Origin of the sequence: Maricaulis sp. (assembly GCF_048269565.1) — a bacterium.
Taxonomy (GTDB): domain Bacteria; phylum Pseudomonadota; class Alphaproteobacteria; order Caulobacterales; family Maricaulaceae; genus Maricaulis.
Genome location: NZ_JBLXIK010000001.1, coordinates 208425 through 226297, shown reverse-complemented (window position 1 = coordinate 226297; position 17873 = coordinate 208425). Strand labels below are relative to the sequence as shown.

Here is a 17873-nt window from a genome sequence, read left to right as displayed (position 1 = left end):
ATGTAGCAGGAGAGACGTCATGAGCGAATACAAATCCGATCTGGTCAATGCGCTGGTCGAGCGCGGCTACCACTTCCAGTCCACCAATCTCGACGGCCTCGACGAGGCGGCGATGAAGGGGATTGTGACCGGCTATATCGGGTTCGACGCCACCGGCGCGAGCCTGCATGTCGGCTCCCTGGTGCAGATCATGATGCTGCGGCGGATGCAACAGGCCGGCCACAAGCCGATCATCCTGATGGGCGGCGGCACGACCAAGATCGGCGACCCGTCCGGCAAGGACAAGACACGCTCGATGCTCACCCATGAGCAGATCCAGGCCAACAAGACCTCGATCCTGACCGCCTTCGATGCGCTGGTGAAAATCGGCGACGGGCCGACCGATGCCATCGTGGTCGATAATGACGATTGGCTGTCGCAATACGGCTATATCGAATTCCTGCGCCTGTTCGGGCCGCATTTCACCATCAACCGCATGCTGACCTTCGATTCCGTCAAGCTGCGGCTGGAGCGCGAACAGCCGCTGACCTTCCTCGAATTCAACTACATGCTGCTGCAGGCGGTCGATTTCCTCGAACTGTTGCGCCGCCATGGCTGCACGCTGCAACTGGGCGGCGGCGACCAGTGGGGCAATATCGTCAATGGCGTCGAGCTGTGCCGCCGCGTCGACCAGGCCGAAGTGTTCGGTTTCACCACGCCGCTGATCACCACCGCCTCGGGCGCCAAGATGGGCAAGACCGCCGAGGGCGCCGTCTGGCTCAATGCCGATCAGCTGAGCCCCTATGAATACTGGCAGTTCTGGCGCAATACCGAAGACGCCGATGTCGGCAAATTCCTGCGCCTCTTCACCGATCTGCCGTTGGACGAGATCGCCGCCTTGGAAGCACTCGAGGGCGCCGACATCAATACGGCCAAGGTCCGTCTCGCCAATGAGGCCACGACGCTGCTGCATGGCGCCGAGGCCGCGCGCGAAGCCGAAAAGACCGCCAAACAGACCTTCGCCGAAGGCGGCGCCGGTGCCGGCCTGCCGACGATCGAGTTTGCGGGCCTGGAGAGCGGCGAGATTTCCCTGGTCCAGTTGTTCGTCGAATGCGGGCTGGCGGCGTCAAACGGCGAAGTGCGTCGCCATATCAAGGCCGGCGCGGCCAAGCTCAATGGCGAGACCATTACCGATCCGATGCTGATGGCCAGCGCTGACATGGTGCTCGATGGCGCGATCAAGCTGTCGATCGGCAAGAAGCGTCACGCCCTGGCCAGGCCGGTCGCCGGTTAATCCGGCGGCGGCAGGGCTGCCGCTGCCGGGTCGGTTTCGGTGACCGCCGGCGGTTCGGCTTCACCGGCCGGCGCTGGCAGGTCGCGCAGGACCTCCTCGGGCAAGATTTCGGGGATAGTGATCGTCGCTGGCTCGTCCCGCGACTCGGCACGGTCACGCGCCGCACGGTCAGCGGCGCTGCCCTCGAAGATGCGGCGCAGAAAGCCCGGGGCCAATGCCGAGAGCGGATTGGCGAACACGGTGAGGCTGTCGAACGGGCCTTCGACGGAATAGACAATCCCGATAATCCCCTCGCCCGGCCTGGAGACCAGCATGTCACCGATCACGGGCAGGTCCCCCAGGAAGGAATTGAGCACATAGGACGGGGCCAGATTGCCATCGATCGCGGCGCGCTGATTGGTGAAGTCCACCGTCCCGCTCGCGGTGACACCGAGCGCACTGCCGCGGGCCCTCGCCTCCCCGATCGTCAGCAGGCCGTCCTCGAACATCACGCTGGCATCAATGGCGTCAAACTCGATACCCTCGCCATTGAGCAGGGCGGAAAGCCCCTCGAAGGAGCCCGCCGCAAGAATGCGGGCCAGGATCGGCACCTGCACCAGCGTCAGGTCACGTATCTCAACCCGCGCTGTCAGCGGTCCTTCCGTGCCCAGCGGCGGGGCTTCGCCGAGAACCGAGACCTGGCCGCCCCGCGCATAGCCTTCACCGCCAAGCAGTGCCGCCAGCCGCCCGGCTGACTGTGCCTCAAGCCGCAATTCGCGCGCGCCACCGTCTTCTTCGGCACCAAAACTGGCCTGGAAGGGACCGTCTGTAGCGGTGCCCGCGATCGAAAAGGCCCGGATGCCGGCGGCCTCGCTGCGCCAGATCAGGCTGAAATCATCAAGCTGGCTGCGATCCGACACGATCAGCCGGCCGACATCCAGCGATGCCGAGAGCGGCATCATCTCGCCGCCGCCACTGCCGAGATCGCGCAGATGGGGCCGCAATTCGCGAATGTCGAGATAGCGCCCGGCGAAGCGGGCGCCAAAGGCGCCGCCGGCCTCCTGCGGACCGGTCAGACTGCCGGTCAGGTCAACCAGTTCCTCCAGCTGCAACTGCCCGATATCAGCGCGCACCAGACGTCCGCTCGACGAGAACTCGGCCGTCGCGGCGATCGAGAGGCCCGTGGCCTGCGCGCGAAAATCCTCGAGGTGAAAACTGCCCGTTTCACCCAGACGCAGGGTGAAGCCCGCCTGTCCCGGTTCGCCGGCCGGCTTGGCCCAGACCCCGCCCGGCGCGTCCAGGCTGGCATCAAGCAGATCGGCATCCACCCGGATTTCGCTGACCCCCATGCCCGCGCCGGCCGCCCGGGCCTGCAGATGGATGGCGCCGTCGAGATAGAGCCGTGCCGGTATGCCCAGCTGGTCGAAGGTTCGGGGTCCGACATCGGCGGTGAGCTCGAAAGCGGTCGCCAGATCGCCCGGTTCAGCCTGGAAGTTCTCGTGCCAGACAAAATGGATCGGCGTGTCGAGCACCACGCCATCGCTGCGGGCCGTCAGCCCCGCCGGATCGGCGTGCAGTTCAACCTGCCCCTCGGTGAATGCCCAGCCGGTTCCCGGCACGGTGGCGGAGGCATTCTCGATCGTGCCGTCGATCGTGAAGGGAATATCGTCCGGGTCGACATCATCAAGCATCGGACGCCGGAATTCGAACTCCACCGTCGCACGGCCGTCGACAATGTCGGAGGAGACTCCAAAACTCGAGGTCAGGAACAGCGGCGGCTCGTCGATCAGCGCCAGGATGTCACCGGCACTGCCCCGCGCCACACCGGCGAAGCGCGCCAGCGCCCCCTTCGGGTTGAGACGCGGAATGTCCACCACGCCCCGCGACAGCTCGATATCGCCAATCCGACCGCTGGTCATGGCGACCTCGAAGGCATTGCCGCGCAGCACCGCATGGCCGCTGCCATGATCGAGCACCGTCATCTCCGGCACATAGCGCACCACCGCATCCTCGAAGTCGAAACCGAGCGTCAGGCGGTCATCAGCCAGCGCCCCGGCCGCGACGGATTCGGCATCCAGGTCGAGATCCAGCCGCGCATTGAAATAACGCCCGCCCAGAATGCTCTCGCGGATCCAGACCCGCGCCGAATCGGCCAGCAAGACCGGCCAATAGGCGAGCACCGTTTCCGGCTGCACATCGCCCTCGATCGGTCCGCTCAGACGCAGATTGGGCAGCCAGCGCCCGTCAGCAACCTCGGAGAGCGAGGTTTCGCCCGCCAGCCGCGCCTGGATCGGGCCGAGATCGACATCGAGCTGCTCCAGTTCGATGCGCGCCTCGTTGAGATCAACGGCGCCAGTCAGTTCCAGCGCGTTCCAGACCGGCGGTCGCTCAAAAATGCCTCCGAGATCAATACGGCCCGCCCCGGCGTTCATCTGATAGCGCCAGCGCATCGGCAGGGCGCCCACATAGTCGGAAAGCTCAAACATGCGCCCGCTCAGCTCGGCGGTGAAGACCTCGCTGTCGACGCGCGCCTCCGACAGGGTGAGTTCGCCGGCATCAGGGTCGAAATTCAGGCGCATGGTGCCGGAATTGAAGGCGGTGGTCTCGCCGTTGCGCAAGACATGCCCGGCCCCGATATCCAGATTGATCGAGGCACCGCGTATCCCCGCCTCGCGCGTGGCGTTGAGCAGGAGATCCAGGCTGATCGGCGCGTCCAGCACGCGCAGGACCGAGAGCGGCCCGATCACCGGCGCCACCGCCGCCGGCGACAATTCGGCCACGCGCGCTTCCAGCAGCAGGGTGTTGAGCGCGGCACCGGCCTGGATTCGCACCTCCATCGGCGCAAAGCCGGACGGGGTCGCCAATTGGCCAGCCAGTTCGGCGAGGATGCGGGTGTCATCCCGGTCGAGCCTGACGCTGGCCTCGTCGACCAGCCAGGCGATTCCGGTCAGGTCATCGACAATGCGCACCGAGGCGTTCTCGATATCGACATGGCGCAACTTGCCAAGCATGCCGTCAGACCCGGTCGGGTGCTGCAGCAATTGAAACAATGACGCACTGTCATCGCCGCCCCGGGCCGGCAGGCGCGCTGTTGCCGACACACGGTCAACGCTGCCAAGCCCGACCCCGACCGCACCGTCGGCACGGCGCACAATCGAGATCGAACCGCCGGACAGGCTGACCGTGACCGGTTCGATTCGGCCGAGCAGAAGGCTCTCCACGGCAAAACCGGCCTCGAGCCGCGGAGCCCGTGCGATCACCTCGCCATGGCTCTCGGCGACTGTGACATCGCGCGCCTGGATCACCAGGGCATGGGTCTCCGGATCAAAGCGCGCCTCAAGCGCCCCAAGCGCCACCAGCTCGCCCTCAAAGGCCTGGGCCAGCATGCGCTGGGCATCGGCGCGCAGGAAATCCAGCTCGATCGGACCGTTTGACAGCCGCACCAGCAGCGCCCCGACCGCGAAAATCGCCAGCGCCAGCAGGACCGCCACGGCCTCCAGGGCATAGATCACGCTCAGGCGGAGGGAGGTTCTCAGCATCCGCCCATGCCCCGCGCAGCGCCGCGACTGGACGCCAGCGGCAAGAGGCGCACACTGGGCCGAAGCGGAATCGACCGTCCATCAGGCGGCAGGAGAGGATAAATGAGCGATCTCAAGACAGGCGACCTGGCTCCACATTTCCGGTTGGCCACCGATGGCGGCGGCACAGTCGATCTGGGCGAATTACTCGGCAAGACGATTGTTCTCTATTTTTACCCGAAGGACGACACCCCGGGCTGCACAACACAGGCGATCGAGTTCTCCAAGGCAAGCGCTGCCTTCGCCGAGGCCGGTGCGATTGTCATCGGCGTCTCCAAGGATAGCGTCAAAAAGCACGACAAGTTCAAGGCAAAGCATGATCTGACTGTGCAACTCGCCTCCGACGAGGATGGCGCTGTCATCGAGGCCTATGGCTCCTGGGTGCTGAAGAAACTCTACGGCCGCGAATATATGGGCATCGACCGCTCGACCTTCCTGATCGGCCCCGACGGCCGGCTGGTGCAGATCTGGCACAAGGTGAAGGTCAAGGGCCATGTGGATGCGGTGCTCGCCGCTGTCCGGGAATTGCCGAAGGCATGAGCACCGCGGCAGACCTGCGCGAAATGTCGCTGGCGGTGCTGCAGACGGCGGAACCGCGCGCCAAGGCGGCGGCGGCACGTGCCGTGCGGCGCGCACTCGACGAAGCGCGACTGGCCTGGCCGGCGCCCTGGCCGACAGACCTGCCCGGAGCCCCTGCCCGGCCCGAACGGCCGCTGCGCGTTGCGCCCGGCAAGACGCCGCGCCGGCGGCTGGGAACGCTGGAGGGCCGCATCGCCCTGCTGCACGCCATCGCCCATATCGAATTCAACGCCATCGACCTCGCCTTCGACATGGCGGTGCGCTTCGGCGGTGATCCCGCCCTCGGCGGCGCGGCGCGGGACCGGTTTCTCGCCGAGTGGATCGCAGTCGGGGATGACGAGGCGCGCCATTTCGGACTGGTCGCGGATCGGCTGGAAGCCCTCGGCGCGGCCTATGGTGACCTGGCGGCCCATGACGGGCTGTGGGACGCGGCGCGGGCAACCGGCCACGACCTCGCGGCCCGTCTGGCGATCGCGCCGCTGGTGCTCGAGGCGCGCGGCCTGGATGTGACACCGGGCATGATCGACCGGCTGAATTCTGCCGGTGACCCGGTCAGTGCCGGGATCCTGGAAATTATCTATGCCGACGAAGTCGGTCATGTCGCCACCGGAATGCGCTGGTTCAGACATGTGTGTCGCGCGGCCGGCCTGGAACCGGAAACCCGCTATCAAGGCCTTGTACAGCAGTATTATCGAGGTGGCCTCAAGCCACCATTCAACACCGATGCGCGCGACCGGGCGGAGTTTCCCGAAGAATATTACCTGCCATTGGCAGCGACCGGCGCGCCACTTGCATAAACAAGAGTTGAAAACTGACGATCTTTTGTGTCACATGCCCAACTTGGGCACCGGGGCAAGCGGAAGTCTGGGCAAAGTAACGCATGTTCTCAAGACTCAAACTCGCTGTGTGGGGCACAGCTCAACGTTGGTTTCCGGACCGGCAGATCTACCATCGCAGCGATGGTCAGGTCCGCTATTTCGCGATCTCGACCGCTGTGCAGATCAGCGCGCTCCTGAGCGCTGCGGTACTGGCCTGCTGGCTGTGCTACTCCACTGTCTCCGTCGCCTTTCACGGCCAGGCCCTCGCGGCGAAGGATGCCGAGATCGAGCGCGAACGCATCAATCTCAACCGCATGGTCGCCGAAGCGCAGGCCAGCGAAGCCACCGCCTACTCCTTCATGGAGTCGCGGATGGAAGAATTCGATCGCGCCGCCTATGAATTCCAGATGCGGCACGAGACCCTGAGCCAGCTGGTCGAATTTGCCGAACAATTGAGTGGCAATGAAATGGCGCCCTCACCGGCCCTCGCCGATGATCGTGTCCTGATGGCGGCAACGCCGGCCGATCCGACGCCGCGCATGGCCCGTGACCCGCTGGTCAATATCGCAGCCCTCTCGGAATCGCCGGAAGACCAGATTTCCTATCTGATGGGCGAACAGGACAATGTTCTCGCCCAGGCCGAGGATGCCACCGAGGCCCGGCTGGAAAACCTTCGCGCCGTCCTGCGGCTCACCGGCCTGGACATCGACCACGTTGTCTCCAGCGGTCATGATGGCGAAGAACAGGGCGGGCCCTATATCCCGATCAATGATACGCCGCTCTTCTCCGATGGCTGGGATCTGGAGGCCGAGTTCTCGTCCCGTATCACCCGCGTGGCCGCCCGCATGCTCGAGGTCGAGGAGCTGGAACGCTTCATCGAGACCGGCCCGCTGGGCATTCCCGTCGACGCTGCCTATCGCCGGACCAGCCCGTTTGGCGTGAGGCTCGACCCGTTCAACCGTCGTGCGACACAGCATCGCGGCATCGATTTTGCAGCCTATCGCCGTGCGCCCATTGTCGCGACCGGCCCCGGCCGGGTTATTTACGCAGGCTGGCGCAACGGTTATGGTCGTACCGTGGAAATCGACCATGGCTACGGGTTCGTGACGCGTTATGGTCACATGAATGAAATCGCAGTGAGGCGTGGCGATACAGTCGAACGTGGACAACAGGTCGGGGGCATGGGGTCCACAGGACGCAGTACGGCCACGCACTTGCATTATGAAATCTGGTATGAAGGATCTGCGATAGATCCCGACCGCCTATTGAGGGCCGGACAATATGTTCAAGGGTAACAAAGACGTCTCACCATCCGATTCGATGTCACAATCGAGCGCGCCGACCAAGAGGACTGCCATGAAATCCAGAGCCCCTTCCATCCTCTCGGGTGACCTCGTACTCACCGGATCGATCGTATCCGAAGGCGAAGTCCAGCTCGACGGCACCGTCGACGGCGATATCCGCGCCGGCTCGCTGATCATCGGCGAAGAAGCGGTCGTCACCGGCGAAGTCTATGCCGAGACCGTGGTCATTCGCGGCAAGGTATCGGGCAGCGTTCGCGCCCGCCAGGTACAGCTCGCCTCCACCGCGCGCATCGAGGGCGACATTGTCCACGCTGCGCTGTCGGTCGAAAGCGGTGCCTTCTTCGACGGCCACTGCCGCCACTCGACCGACCCGCTGGCTGAAAAGAGCGCGCCATCCGCAGCCGCCGCGCCGAACGCACCGAAAATGGACAATCGTCCGCCATCACCGCCCAGCAGCAAGCCCGCTTCGATCGAGCCGCCGCTGGCCGCGAGCAAGTCCGGCGCCTGACCGGTCGAAACAGACAGAATGAAACAAGCCGGCGAGCCCCTCGGGCCGCCGGCTTTTTTCTGTCCGCTGGAGTATTGCTGGACCGGATGGCAACCGGACGCCTGTCCGGTTTCAGGACTCGTCGTCCTCGCCCCCGACCCGCGCTGCCAGTGCCGCGGCCATGAAGTCATCCAGATCGCCATCCAGCACGCCGCCGGTGTCGGAGGTTTCGACACCGGTGCGCAGGTCCTTGACCATCTGGTAGGGCTGCAGGACATAGGAGCGGATCTGATGGCCCCAGCCAATCTCGCTCTTGCTGTCAGCCTCGGCCTGCGCCGCGGCTTCGCGCCGCTGCAGCTCGATTTCATACACACGCGCACGCAACATGTCCCAGGCGCGCGAACGGTTCTTGTGCTGGGAGCGGTCATTCTGGCACTGGACCACAACCGGTTTGTCCTCACCGGGCATGTCATAGGTCAGGCGCACCGCTGAATCAGTCTTGTTGATGTGCTGACCGCCGGCGCCGGACGCGCGATAGGTGTCGGTACGCACCTTGGATTCGTCGATATCGACCTCGATCGCGTCATCGATCTTCGGATAGACGCCGACCGAGGAGAAGCTGGTATGACGGCGGGCACTGGAATCAAACGGCGAAATCCGCACCAGACGATGCACGCCGGTCTCGGTCTTCAGCCAGCCATAGGCATTCTCGCCCTGCACCAGCATGGTGGTCGATTTCAGACCGGCCTCTTCACCGGCCTGCTCTTCCATGACCTCGACCTTGTAGCCATGAGCATTGGCCCAGCGCGCATACATGCGCGCCAGCATCGCCGCCCAGTCCTGGCTTTCGGTACCGCCGGCACCGGAATGGATTTCGACGAAGGCGTCATTGCCGTCGGCCTCGCCGGAGAGCAGCGTCTCCAGTTGCGCCCGGCGCATGCGTTCGGCGAGCTGATTGAGGCCGGCGACAGCCTCGTCGACCATCTCGGCATCATCCTCCATCTCGGCCAGTTCGATCATCTCGACGCTGTCGGAGAGTTCCCGCTCGGCTTCGATCACGGTGTTGATCGCGCTCTCGAGCCGATTGCGCTCACGCATCAGCTCCTGGGCCTTGACCGGATTGTTCCAGAAATCAGGGTGTTCGGAGCGGGCGTTGAGTTCGTCTAGTCGTTTCTGGGCTGTATCCCAGTCAAAGACGCCTCCTCAGCAGGCCTACGGCCTGCTGGATTTCATCGGACAGGGTCTGGATGTCTGCGCGCATGGGGCAAAGGCCTTCCTGAAATGATGTGGCAAGCCATGGAGATAACGGGCGTTCCCCGGCCCGGCAAGCCGATCTCTGCAGACCGCAGGGCGCCAGGCCTCAGTACAGCCCGCCGAGGTCGTCTTCCTCGTCATCCTCATCCGTGCCGTCATCAGTGTCCGCGCCGAGCTGTGACATCGGATCATCGCTGACGGAATCGCGGGCAAAGCTGAGACCGCTTTCGTCCTCGCGCGAATGGCGCGACGGCTCGGTACCCGGAAGGAAGGCCTCCAGGATCACACCTGACTGACCGAGAATGCCCGGCTCGCCCGTTGTGCGGTCGATCGGCACCAGACGCACGCCCGGCGGAACCCGGAAGGGCGCAACGGGGTATTGCTCAAGCGCCTCGGCGAGAAAGTCACGCACAATCGGCGCGGCAACCCGGCCACCCGCCTCGCCGGAACCCAGCTGATAGGGGGTGTCAAAGCCGATATAGGCGCCGACCACAATGTCAGGGCCGAAGCCGACAAACCAGGCATCGCGGAAATCATTGGTCGTCCCGGTCTTGCCGCCCAGCGGCCGGCCAAGCGAACGCAAGGCGGTGCCGGTGCCGCGCTGGACCGCGCCTTCCAGCATGTGCACGACCTGATAGGCGGTTACTGGCGAGACGACTTCGATCCCGGTTTCCGGGAAGACCGGCTCGGGCAGGCCCGCGCGCCAGTCGGCGGTGTCACAGAGCTCGCATTCGAGCTGTTCATGGGCGAAAATCGTGGCGCCGAAGCGGTCCTGGACGCGGTCAAGCAGGGTCGGTTCGACGCGGCGGCCACCATTGACCAGGGTCGAATAGGCCGAAACCAGGCGGTAGAGCGTGGTTTCACCAGAGCCCAGCGCCATCGCCAGCACCGGCTCAAGCTCGTCATAAATCCCGAAGCGAACGCCGTAATCGACGATCGGTGCCATGCCCATTTCCTGGGCCAGTCGCACCGTCATGACGTTGCGCGACAATTCGAGGCCCAGGCGCAGGGTCGACATGCCGTAATAACGTTCGGAATAATTCTGCGGCATGTAGAAGCGCTCTTCCGGACCGCCCGAGGCGACGAAGGGCGCGTCCAGGATCAGGCTGGCCGGCGTATAGCCATTGTCCAGAGCGGCCGCATAAACGAAGGGTTTGAAAGACGAGCCCGGCTGGCGGCGCGCCTGGGTGGCGCGATTGAACTGGCTCATCTGGAAACTATAGCCGCCGACCATGGCCAGGACGCGGCCCGTGTGCGGATCCATGGCGAGGATGCCGCCATTGATCGCCGGGATCTGGCGCAGGCCGTATTCGTCTTCGGTGTCGGGCAAGGCCTCGACGAGAATGACATCGCCGGCGCTGAGGACGGCGCTGGCGCGGCTGATCGATGGTCCCACCTCGCCATCACCCAGTGATTCCCGGGCCCAGCTGAGCTCGGAGAGCGCGATGCGCCCCTCCTCGCCATTGAGCAGACCGATGCGCGCTTCGCTGTCATTGCTGGCCAGCACCAGGGCCGGCAGCCAGCCCTCGTCCATGTCGCGCGGAACCGTGACTTCGGCCAGGCGCTCGGCCCAGCCCTCGCCGACCTCGATCTCGGCCAGCGGTCCGTGATAGCCGTGGCGGCGGTCATAGACTTCCAGCCCGTTGCGCAGGGCGCGCCGCGCGGCCAGCTGCAGCGTCGTGTCCAGCGTCGTACGGATCGACAGGCCGCCGCTATAGAGCTCTTCCTCGCCATACATGGAGAAGACTTCGCGGCGGACATTCTCGACGAAATACTCCGCCGCCGTATAGGTCGCACCCGACAGGCGATCGACGGTCTGCATCGGCCGCGCCGCGGCCTCGCTCGCCTCGTCCTCGGTGACATAGCCATTGGCGGCCATGCGCGAGAGCACCCAGTTGCGCCGGTTGACGGCGGCTTCGGGGTGACGCTCGGGGTGGAACAGGGCCGGTCCGTTGACGACGGCCGCAAGATAGGCGGTCTCCTCGAGCGACAGCTCATCGATCGACTTGCCGAAATAATTCAGGGCTGCGGCGGCGATCCCGTAGGAGCGGCGGCCGAAATAGATCTCGTTCAGATAGAGTTCGAGAATCTGGTCCTTGGTGAAGGCGCGCTCGATGCGGCGCGTCAGCACCATTTCCTGCACCTTGCGCTCGAGGCGCTGCTCGCTGGAGAGCAGGAAGTTCTTGGCCACCTGCTGGGTGATGGTCGAGGCGCCTTCGAGATTTTCGCCGCGGATTACATGCCCGACATTGGCCAGCATGGCGCGCAGGATGCCACGGAAATCGAGGCCGCCGTGATCGTAGAAACTCTTGTCCTCGGCCGAGATGAAGGCATGGACGACGTTTTGCGGGATATTATCGATCGGCACGAAGACGCGGTGTTCGCGGGCGTATTCGGCGATCAGCGCGCCATCACCGGCATGGACCCGGCTCATGATCGCGGGCTCATATTCGGCCAGCTGTTGATAATCAGGCAGGTCGTCGGTGACGCGCACGACATAGATCGCCACGGCAATAAAGCCGACAACAGCCAGCACGATCGCTGTGACCCCGCCCCAAAGGGCTACCCGCATCACATTACGCAAAGTGAAAATTTTCATCACGCCCTCTGGACCCATGCCCCAACGGTCCGACTGCAAAACCATGGCACCGAGGCGGCATTATGGCCACCCGGCGCCGGGGTACAAACCGATTTAGCGGACGGGCAGTTCGCGCGGCACATTTTCCTGCACTGGCCCGAGATCGCCGCGCTGGGCGAAATAGGCATCAATGCCGCGAAGCACAGCCGCCATCTGGCGGCGGCGCGCCGCCGCCGAGGTCAGATTGGCCTCGTCATTGCGATTGGTCATGAATCCCATTTCCAGCAGCACGGCCGGCACCCGCGGATCAAGCAGGACAAAGAGATTGGCCTGGCGATGCGGGTTCTGCAAGAGCGGGCCGGCGGTGGCCAGATGCTCGAGCAGGACTTCGGCAAACGCGGTCGACTGGTTACGCTTTTCGCGCAATTCCAGCTCGACGAGGATATTGTTGACGTCGACCTGGTCGGTCGGCCCGGCGCCCTGGTGTGCGCGTTGACGCGCACGATCCTCGGCCCGGTCATTCAGGGTATAGACCGCGGTTCCGTTCACCGACCTGTCCTGGGAGGAATCGGCATGGATCGACAGGAAGAGATCGGCGCGCTGCTCGACCATCACCCCGACACGTTCTTCCCAGGACGGGTAGGTGTCGCGGTCACGGGTCAGGTAGACTTCGTAGCGTCCGGTCGCCTCAAGCTGGCGCCGCAGCTCGCGCGCGGCCTCCAGCGTCACGTCGCTCTCGCGGGTGCCGCTCGGGCTCAGCGAGCCCGGATCGCGGCCACCATGGCCGGCATCGATCACCAGCACATGCCGGGCGCGCGACGGCGGCGGGGTATAGACGGCATTGACGCGGTCGGCGATCAGCGATTCCAGTCCACCGGTGCGCACAAAGCCGGGCGCGGCACCAGTGCTGCCGGCATTGGCCTCGTCGAGATCAATCACCAGGCGGTAATTGCCGCCCGGGCTGGCGGGCTCAAGCACGAATTGCGCGGCGATGACTGCCGGGCTTTCCAGTGCGAACACGACACGCGAGCTCGATGCGGAATTGTTGAAAAAGCGAAAATTCTCGACCAGACCGTGGCCAAGACCTTCGCCGGCGTCCAGACCGCGCACCGCCCAGTCGGCAACGGGCAGGTCCACGACCAGCCGGTCAGACGGGCCCTCAAGCGTGAAGGCGCGGAAGTCGGCAGCCTCGGCTGTCTCGATAACAACCCGGGTACGCCCCGACTCGCCGCCGAACCGCACATCGCGGACCTCCTGGTCCGCAATACCGGCCGAACTGGCAAGAATTCCGCCTATCAATGCACAGATAAACTGTTGAACCCGCATAACCACACCATCGCACATGCCGTGATTCTGTCCACGGCTTTTGAAGCATACTAGGGCACGGAGCTTGACGTTTGGTTGATAGAACCACGCAATCACCAGTTATTTTCGCCACCGCCACAAAGCCTTTCCATCCCGATCCGAATGTTGCATGTTGCAAGGGCCTTGGCAGATGTTCGACTCCTCACGGAGTTGCGATACTTTGCCAGGCGCGAAGAGGCCGCGTCCGCTCCGGACGTGCCGACACGCTCTTCTTTAGCCGCGGGACAGATATCTGATTACCCGTGGCCCCGACCGCCGCGCCCTCGCCCGCATGGACATCCATGGCCCGGGCGCGTTTTTGGAAACAGCCGACACGTGAGGCTAGCCTGATGCTGACATCTTTGCTGACAGGCCACAGCTCACCCATCGCGCCCCCGCCGCTCCTGATATCTGCGCCCTTCCTTCCGGAAGCCCGCGGTCAGGCTGCGCGCGCAGGAGACACCTTTTATGTCAAAGAAAATGTTGATCGATGCAGGTCACCCGGAAGAGACCCGCGTCGTCGTTGTGGACGGAACCAAAGTTGAAGACTTCGACTTCGAGTCTGCATCGCGCCGCCCGATTCGCGGCAATATCTATCTCGCGAAAGTCACGCGGGTAGAACCATCGCTGCAGGCGGCCTTCGTCGAATATGGCGGCAATCGCCATGGCTTCCTCGCCTTCAACGAAATCCACCCGGATTACTACCAGATCCCCTATGAGGATCGCGCCGCGCTCGCTGCGGAAGAGGAAACCGCCGTCAACGCCGAGGCGGAAGCCGAGCCGGAACCGGCTGCGGCCGAGGTCGAGCTGGACGAATCGGGCGAACCGATCGAGCCGGCCGAGAGCTTTGGCGATGACAGCGATGAGGACGAGATCGCCGAGGAGAAGGCTGCGCGCCGCTCGCGTCAGCTCTATCGCAAGTACAAGATCCAGGAAGTCGTCAAGAGGCGCCAGATTCTGCTGGTCCAGGTGGCCAAGGAAGAACGCGGCAACAAGGGCGCGGCCCTGACGACCTATCTCTCGCTGGCCGGCCGCTATTGCGTGCTGATGCCGAACACGCCGCGTGGCGGCGGCATTTCACGCAAGATCGCCAATGTCACCGACCGCAAGCGCCTGAAATCCGTCGTCAGCGAGCTGGACCTGCCCAAAGGTATCGGCCTCATCATCCGCACCGCCGGCGCCTCGCGCACCAAGATCGAAATTCGCCGCGATGCCGATTATCTGCTGCGCCTGTGGGAGAATATCCGCGAGCTGACGCTGAAATCCGTCGCGCCTGCCCTGATCTATGAGGAAGGCAATCTCGTCAAACGCGCGATCCGCGACCTCTATGACAAGGATATCGACGGCGTCCTGGTTGAAGGCGAAGCCGCCTACAAGGAAGCCAAGGCCTTCATGCGCATGCTGATGCCCAGCCATGCCAAGAAGGTGCAGCACTATAACGAGATCGTGCCGCTCTACCTGCAATACCAGGTCGAATCGCAGCTTGAGGCGATCTACTCGCCGATCGCGCCGCTGAAATCGGGCGGCTATATCGTCATCAACCCGACCGAGGCGCTGGTCTCGATCGACGTCAATTCCGGCCGCTCGACCCGCGAACGCAATATCGAGACGACCGCCTTCAAGACCAATATCGAAGCCGCCCATGAAGCCGCACGGCAAATGCGGCTGCGCGATCTGGCCGGCCTGATCGTGATCGATTTCATCGACATGGATGAGTCGAAGAACAATCGCGCCGTCGAAAAGGCCATGAAGGACGCGCTCAAGCGCGACCGGGCCCGCCTGCAGATGGGTCGCATCTCGCAATTCGGCCTGATGGAGATTTCGCGTCAGCGCCGCCGCTCCAGCCTGATCGAGGGCTCCACCGAGCCCTGCCCGCACTGCAAGGGCAGCGGTTATGTACGCTCGACCGAATCCAGCGCCCTGGTGGCACTGCGCGGGCTGGAAAAGGAAGGCATGCGGGGCCGCGCCAAGCGGATTCGTATCTCCTTGCCGACCTCGATCGCCATCTACATGCTCAACGAGAAACGCGATCACCTGCTCGCGATCGAAGAACGCTTCCAGATGAATATCTCCGTCGCCTCCGATGACGAGATCATCGCGCCGGAATTTGTCATCGAACCCATCGAGCTGCGGGCGCCGGGCGAGGAAATCGTCATTCCGCGCCCGACCGTGACCGTCGATCCGGACGATGCCGCCGATCAGCTGATCATGGACGAGGAAGACGAGGCGGACGAAAGCGATACCGCCGCGGCCGAAACGTCCGGACGTGGACGGTCGCGATCACGCGGCAAGCGTGATGCCACTGCCGATGCAGACAGCACCGATGGTGAAGCGGGCGAGGATGGCACACGCCGCCGGCGCCGTCGTCGCCGCCGCAAGCCTTCCTCCGAAGACGGCACGGGCGATATTGCCGCCAACGCCGAAACCGGTGAGAGCGAGGCCGTTGTCAGCGATGCTGACGACGCCGAGGGCAGCGAAGCGGCACCAGCCATGCCCGCTGGCGAGGATGGCGAGGCCCCGCGCCGCCGCCGCCGTCGTGGCCGGCGGGGCGCCCGCTCGCGCCGTCGCACCGAAGGCCAGGCCACCGAGGACCAGACCAGCGATGGCGATGTGACCGATAGCGGCGAAACGGCTCCGGCCCCCATCACACCTGATGCGCCGGTTAGCACCGACACCGCTGAAGCCCCGGAAGCTGTTGCGGCCGAGAAGCCGGTGCGCAAGCGGGCCCCGCGCCGTCGCAAGACGGCCGAGACCGAAGCGCCAGCGGCCGAGGCACCTGCAACCGAAACAGCGGAAACGCCGGTCGAGGCCGCCGCCGAAGAAGAGGCCCCCAAGCGCCGCACGCGGCGACCACGCAAGACCGCCGAAGCCGCTCCGGCTGCCGAGGCAGAGGCCGCGCCCGCCGAAGCGGACGCAAAGGCTGAAAAGCCCAAACCACGAACCCGCCGCAAAAAGGCCGATGTTGCAGCCGAAGCTCCGGCCACAGCAGCAGAGGCAGACACCGCGGCAACGGAAAAGCCGGCGCCGAAGCGTAGACGGGCCGCGGCCACAAAGCCTGCGGCAAAGCCGGAGCCCGTGCAACCGGCAGCAGAGCCGGCTCCCGAGCCGGTCGCCGCTCCGACCGCCGAGACAGCAACGCCGGAACCGGCCAAGCCCGCCAAGCGCGGCTGGTGGAACCGGACCGGCCTGTTCGGCAAGTAACATGGCATCAGGGCCGGGCATCTTGATCGCCCGGCCCTTGACGCCATATCATTGAGTGCGGCGCCATCAGGCTTACGCACAGTCCGAAGCGGGGGCTTGGGAGTGGAAGCGCAATGCGACCTCTGAAATCCATCGTGGCGGCTTTTCTGGCGTCCGCAGCCCTGACTGCGCCGGTTTCGGCCCAGTCGCTCATCCGTGATACCGAAGTCGAGCACATGCTGCGCGACTATGCCGACCCGCTGCTCGACGCGGCCGGTCTGGAACCTGCAGATGTGCACCTCTACATCATCGCCGACCCGACGATTAACGCCTTCGTGACGGGTGGCCAGAATATCTTTCTGAATACCGGCACGATCATCGAGGCCGAGACACCCAATCAGCTCAAGGGCGTGATCGCTCACGAGACCGGGCATATTGCCGGCGCCCACCTGGCGCGTGTCAGCGACGGTATCGGCGCGGCCCAGGTGCCGATGTATATCTCGCTTGGCCTCGGCCTGCTCGCGGCGCTGGCCGGAGAAGGCGGTGCTGCCGGCGCGCTGATGGCCTCGAGCCAGCAATTCGGCGCCCTCTCCTTCATGACCTATAGCCGCGCCCAGGAAGCCTCCGCCGACCAGGCGGCACTGCAATATCTGGAAACAAGCGGCCAGTCGGCCGAAGGTCTCGTCGAGTTTTTCGAGCGCTTCCGCTACCAGGAAGTGATGTCGGATGCGCGCCGCTTTCCCTATTTCCGCTCTCACCCGCTGTCATCTGAGCGCATCTCGATCCTGCGCGACAATGCGGATGCGGCCTCGCACGCCAATGTCGACGACTCGCCCGAGGACATCGCCAATCTGCAACGCCTGCAAGGCAAGATTTACGGCTTTCTGACTGAGCCGGAATTTGTCCTGTACCGCTATCCGCGCACAGACCAGTCGCTGCCGGCGCGCTATGCCCGCGCCGTGGCCTATTTCCGCGTCGCGCGCCTGGATGAGGCCCGCGTCGAGATCGAGAGCCTGATCGGCGAAGAGCCGGACAATCCCTATTTCCAGGAGCTCTACGGGCAGATGTTGTTCGAGACCGGGCATATTCGGGAGTCGATCCCCTATCACGCCCGTTCGGTCGAGCTTGAACCCACGGCGCCGCTCTTGCGGCTCAATCTGGCGATCTCGATGATCGCAACCGATGATGACAGCCTGCTCGATGAAGCCGAGGATCACCTGCAGGTCGCCCTCGACATCGAGCCTGACAATGCCTTCGCCTGGTATCAGCTTTCCATTGTGCATCAGCGCGAGGGTGATACTGCGCTGGCCCAGCTGGCTGTGGCCGAACAGGCCTATGCCACCGGCAATGCCGACCGCGCCATGATGTTCGCCGGCCGCGCCCGCGCCAGCCTCGAACAGGGAACGCCCGCCTGGATACGCGCCACGGAAATCGAAACCATCAGCGCACCCATGGCGGCCGAGCAACGCCGCCAGCGCCGCCTCAACGCGCACTAGGCC

General features: G+C 64.5%; 11 protein-coding genes. 7 read left to right on the top strand and 4 right to left on the bottom strand.

What is annotated here, in order from left to right; translation table 11 throughout:
- Positions 1 to 19: 19 nt before the first annotated feature.
- Positions 20 to 1273, top strand: a complete 1254-nt coding sequence (gene tyrS, locus ACN0YL_RS01090) for a tyrosine--tRNA ligase (protein WP_417496750.1) — start codon at positions 20 to 22, stop codon at positions 1271 to 1273.
- Here tyrS and ACN0YL_RS01085 read toward each other — a convergent pair.
- Positions 1270 to 4791 (bottom strand): AsmA-like C-terminal region-containing protein, encoded by a 3522-nt coding sequence (locus tag ACN0YL_RS01085; protein ID WP_417496749.1) that lies wholly within the window; start codon positions 4789 to 4791, stop codon positions 1270 to 1272. The two genes, tyrS and ACN0YL_RS01085, sit on opposite strands and share 4 nt — an antisense overlap.
- Positions 4792 to 4893: 102 nt before the next feature.
- On the opposite strand from ACN0YL_RS01085, the gene ACN0YL_RS01080 reads away from it, so the two are divergent.
- The 4 genes from ACN0YL_RS01080 (at position 4894) to ACN0YL_RS01065 (ending at position 8039) form a co-directional block, all read left to right on the top strand.
- Positions 4894 to 5370 carry a peroxiredoxin gene (locus ACN0YL_RS01080; RefSeq protein WP_417492396.1) on the top strand — a complete coding sequence of 159 codons (477 nt, stop codon included), beginning with the start codon at positions 4894 to 4896 and terminating at the stop codon, positions 5368 to 5370.
- Positions 5367 to 6206, top strand: a complete 840-nt coding sequence (locus ACN0YL_RS01075) for a ferritin-like domain-containing protein (protein ID WP_417496748.1) — start codon at positions 5367 to 5369, stop codon at positions 6204 to 6206. Before ACN0YL_RS01080 ends, ACN0YL_RS01075 begins: the two co-directional genes overlap by 4 nt.
- A gap of 83 nt (positions 6207 to 6289) precedes the next feature.
- Positions 6290 to 7522 carry a peptidoglycan DD-metalloendopeptidase family protein gene (locus tag ACN0YL_RS01070; RefSeq protein WP_417470121.1) on the top strand — a complete coding sequence of 411 codons (1233 nt, stop codon included), beginning with the start codon at positions 6290 to 6292 and terminating at the stop codon, positions 7520 to 7522.
- 61 nt (positions 7523 to 7583) lie between these two features.
- The gene (locus ACN0YL_RS01065) at positions 7584 to 8039 is read left to right on the top strand and encodes a bactofilin family protein (protein ID WP_417496747.1); all 456 of its coding nucleotides are present in this window, start codon (positions 7584 to 7586) and stop codon (positions 8037 to 8039) included.
- Positions 8040 to 8150: 111 nt separating this feature from the next.
- Here the strand turns inward: ACN0YL_RS01065 and prfB are convergent.
- The 3 genes from prfB to ACN0YL_RS01050 form a co-directional block, all read right to left on the bottom strand.
- Positions 8151 to 9279 (bottom strand): peptide chain release factor 2 gene (prfB, locus tag ACN0YL_RS01060; RefSeq protein ID WP_417492393.1). Its coding sequence is split into 2 segments (ribosomal slippage): positions 8151 to 9209 and positions 9211 to 9279, totalling 1128 coding nucleotides; the frame shifts between segments, so codons are not numbered across the junction.
- 99 nt (positions 9280 to 9378) lie between these two features.
- Complete coding sequence (locus ACN0YL_RS01055; protein ID WP_417496746.1) at positions 9379 to 11844, bottom strand: penicillin-binding protein 1A; 2466 nt, start codon at positions 11842 to 11844, stop codon at positions 9379 to 9381.
- A 120-nt stretch (positions 11845 to 11964) separates the two neighbouring features.
- On the bottom strand, positions 11965 to 13176 hold the full coding sequence (locus tag ACN0YL_RS01050) for an N-acetylmuramoyl-L-alanine amidase (RefSeq protein WP_417492391.1): 1212 nt from the start codon (positions 13174 to 13176) through the stop codon (positions 11965 to 11967).
- Between the two features lie 486 nt (positions 13177 to 13662).
- Here ACN0YL_RS01050 and ACN0YL_RS01045 point away from each other — a divergent pair, with 486 nt between their 5' ends.
- Together ACN0YL_RS01045 and ACN0YL_RS01040 are read left to right on the top strand one after the other, a co-directional pair.
- On the top strand, positions 13663 to 16395 hold the full coding sequence (locus tag ACN0YL_RS01045) for a ribonuclease E/G (protein ID WP_417496745.1): 2733 nt from the start codon (positions 13663 to 13665) through the stop codon (positions 16393 to 16395).
- Between the two features lie 113 nt (positions 16396 to 16508).
- Positions 16509 to 17870 carry a M48 family metalloprotease gene (locus ACN0YL_RS01040; protein WP_417496744.1) on the top strand — a complete coding sequence of 454 codons (1362 nt, stop codon included), beginning with the start codon at positions 16509 to 16511 and terminating at the stop codon, positions 17868 to 17870.
- Positions 17871 to 17873: the final 3 nt, after the last annotated feature.

Bases quoted from the DNA above. Each gene is read 5' to 3' on its own strand.
- tyrS (WP_417496750.1), top strand. From the start codon at position 20: ATGAGCGAATACAAATCCGATCTGGTCAATGCGCTGGTCGAGCGCGGC.
- ACN0YL_RS01055 (WP_417496746.1), bottom strand. From the start codon at position 11,844: ATGCGGGTAGCCCTTTGGGGCGGGGTCACAGCGATCGTGCTGGCTGTT.
- ACN0YL_RS01045 (WP_417496745.1), top strand. From the start codon at position 13,663: ATGTCAAAGAAAATGTTGATCGATGCAGGTCACCCGGAAGAGACCCGC.
- ACN0YL_RS01040 (WP_417496744.1), top strand. From the start codon at position 16,509: ATGCGACCTCTGAAATCCATCGTGGCGGCTTTTCTGGCGTCCGCAGCC.
- ACN0YL_RS01065 (WP_417496747.1), top strand. From the start codon at position 7,584: ATGAAATCCAGAGCCCCTTCCATCCTCTCGGGTGACCTCGTACTCACC.
- ACN0YL_RS01080 (WP_417492396.1), top strand. From the start codon at position 4,894: ATGAGCGATCTCAAGACAGGCGACCTGGCTCCACATTTCCGGTTGGCC.
- ACN0YL_RS01075 (WP_417496748.1), top strand. From the start codon at position 5,367: ATGAGCACCGCGGCAGACCTGCGCGAAATGTCGCTGGCGGTGCTGCAG.
- ACN0YL_RS01050 (WP_417492391.1), bottom strand. From the start codon at position 13,176: ATGCGGGTTCAACAGTTTATCTGTGCATTGATAGGCGGAATTCTTGCC.
- ACN0YL_RS01085 (WP_417496749.1), bottom strand. From the start codon at position 4,791: ATGCTGAGAACCTCCCTCCGCCTGAGCGTGATCTATGCCCTGGAGGCC.
- ACN0YL_RS01070 (WP_417470121.1), top strand. From the start codon at position 6,290: ATGTTCTCAAGACTCAAACTCGCTGTGTGGGGCACAGCTCAACGTTGG.